This is a genomic window from Rhizobium sp. P1_E1 (assembly GCF_056406015.1).
This window is the reverse complement of sequence record NZ_JBFUAY010000424.1, coordinates 1-2,191: the sequence shown is the minus strand read 5'-3', so window position 1 is coordinate 2,191 and position 2,191 is coordinate 1. Positions and strand designations below refer to the sequence as shown.

Below are 2,191 nucleotides of genomic sequence, written 5' to 3'. Positions count from 1 at the left end.
CGACGTCATACCCCGAACCGCCGGCCAAGAGCTTGGTTTCCAGCGTCTCGTTGGAATCGAAGGTGTCGTAGACGACCTTGATGCCGGTTTCCTTGGTGAAATCCTCGAGGATGGAACTGTCGATATAATCCGACCAGTTGTAGACGTTGACCACACGCTCCTGGGCAAAGGCCGGAGCGGCAGCAAGGAGTGCGGTAACGGCGGCGGCCGTCACGCATAGGATGGTTGACCTCATAACTTCTCCTGTTTGTTCAAAGATTCCGCACCCCCGGACATCTTTTCCCTCTGGTTTTCCACGCAGACTAAGAAGGAATTTCACAGCCCACAAGCGCAAAATCCTAGGCCCTCAATGATTTCACAATCACTGGAAGTCGAAGGCGCTGAGCCCCGCCACCATCTCGTCGAGCCCGAGCGGTCTCGTCACCGGCGGCTCGGCCCGGGAAAGGCAGCCGCGCCGCTCGCAAAGGCGACAGGCCGGACCGATGGCGACCGGATCGAGCGCCATCGCCTGCCCATAGACCACACCCTCGCCAAGGGCAGCGTCGCAGCCGATCAGGATTGCTGTGCGCCTGACCCTTTCGCCGAATTCGACGCTCGGTCCCTCCAGGGTGCGGGCGACCGTCAGGAAGGATGCGCCGTCCGGCATGACCACCGTTTCGGCGAGGATCTGGCCCGGCTGCAGGAAAGCGGCGTGGATATTGAGCTTCGGACAGCCGCCGCCGAAACGGGCCTGCGGAAAGCCCTGGGCTCCTGCCCTGCGCAGCCGGTGGCCAGCGGCATCGATTTCGATCAGGAAGAAGGGAATGGCGGCCGCCCCGGGCCGCTGCAGCATGGCAAGGCGCGCGGCGGCGTGGCCGAAGGAGACGCCGAAGCGCGCACGCAGAATATCGATATCGTAGCGCGTAGCCTTGGCCGCCGACAGAAAAGCTTCATAGGGCATTGTGAGCGCCAGCGCGGCGATGCGGGCAAGCTCGAAGCGGGCGATGCGGCGCGCCTCGGCGGAGGAGAGCGAGAGATCGGCGAGCTCGGCATCGATTGCCGGCAGCAAAGCGAGAGTCGCGGCCTCGATTGATATCTCATGCGCACGGTCGGCCTGTGACAGGCGCTCCGAGATGAAAAGCCGCATCGAATGCCGATCGAAACGGCGGCGCAGATCCGGCATCACATGGACCGGCAGGACACGCACCGCGATGCCGCGCTCGGAGCGCAGCCAATCCTTCAGCCCGGCGGCAAGATCGACGCCCCAGGGCAGCGTTGCGGCAAAGGCTTCCGCGGCCGTCTCGATCCGTCCGAAATAGCCGGACCTGCGCTCCAGCGCCTCGCGCACCTCGTCCAGCGGCAACCGGCCGGCAGCGACCGGCGCATGCCCTTCGGCGGCCATCAGCGCCGTCAGATCGGACAGCCTTGCCGCCTGCTCGCGATAGGCGCGGTAGAGCTTGATCATGCCGCTCGCGGCATTGGGTGCTGCCTCGGCCACCTCCACCAGTTCCTGGTCACCCGGCAACTCACCCGACAGCAGCGGATCGGCAAAGATCTCCTTGAGCTGGTCGAGATTGCCGCCGGTCTGCCCCCGCAACTCCTCCAGATCGACCCTATAGACGCTTGCAAGCTTGAGAAGGAGCTGCACCGTCAGCGGCCGCTGGTTGCGCTCGATCAGGTTCAGGTAGGACGGCGATATTTCAAGCGCCTCGGCCATGGCGGTCTGCGTCAGCGCCAGCGCATTGCGGATGCGTCTGACTTTCGGGCCTGCGAATATCTTTCGTTCCGCCATGTCACACCCTTTGACAAGGAAGGAGCGCTGTATTTACAAAATTTTACAAATTCACAGCGCCACTCTGTCAATCCTCGTCATCTTAACCTCTTTCCGAGCAGGAAATCAAAGGTTTTTCTGGTCATAACGGCTGATATTGTCAATCTTGTCATGCAGCACCTTTGTTGGGCTTTTTAGTGAGGAAAGCAGCATGACGGATTTTTACAAGCTTGTTCCAAACGCATCAGTAGGCCGCTTCGACGGCATCGAGAGACCGTACTCGGCCGATGACGTGCGGCGGCTCAGAGGCTCGGTGGCGCTGCGCCATACGCTGGCCGAAATGGGGGCGGACCGGTTGTGGCGGCTCATTCACCAGGAGGATTTCGTCAATGCGCTCGGCGCACTTTCCGGCAACCAGGCCATGCAGATGGTGCGCGCCCC

1 protein-coding gene and 2 pseudogenes are annotated in these 2,191 nt (G+C 62.3%); 1 reads left to right on the top strand and 2 read right to left on the bottom strand.

Going from position 1 to position 2,191, the window contains the following annotated elements; all coding sequences use genetic code 11:
- Nucleotides 1-235 (bottom strand): annotated as a pseudogene (locus tag AC1D1Z_RS36610) (spermidine/putrescine ABC transporter substrate-binding protein PotF); the annotation flags it as partial.
- A 126-nt stretch (nt 236-361) separates the two neighbouring features.
- Nucleotides 362-1,771, bottom strand: a complete 1,410-nt coding sequence (locus AC1D1Z_RS36605; protein ID WP_477853710.1) for a helix-turn-helix domain-containing protein — start codon at nt 1,769-1,771, stop codon at nt 362-364.
- 190 nt (nt 1,772-1,961) lie between these two features.
- On the opposite strand from AC1D1Z_RS36605, the pseudogene AC1D1Z_RS36600 reads away from it, so the two are divergent.
- Nucleotides 1,962-2,191: pseudogene (locus tag AC1D1Z_RS36600) on the top strand (isocitrate lyase); the annotation flags it as partial.

What these genes read in the sequence shown, in the direction of transcription:
- AC1D1Z_RS36605 (WP_477853710.1), bottom strand. Translation starts at nt 1,771, where the DNA reads ATGGCGGAACGAAAGATATTCGCAGGCCCGAAAGTCAGACGCATCCGC.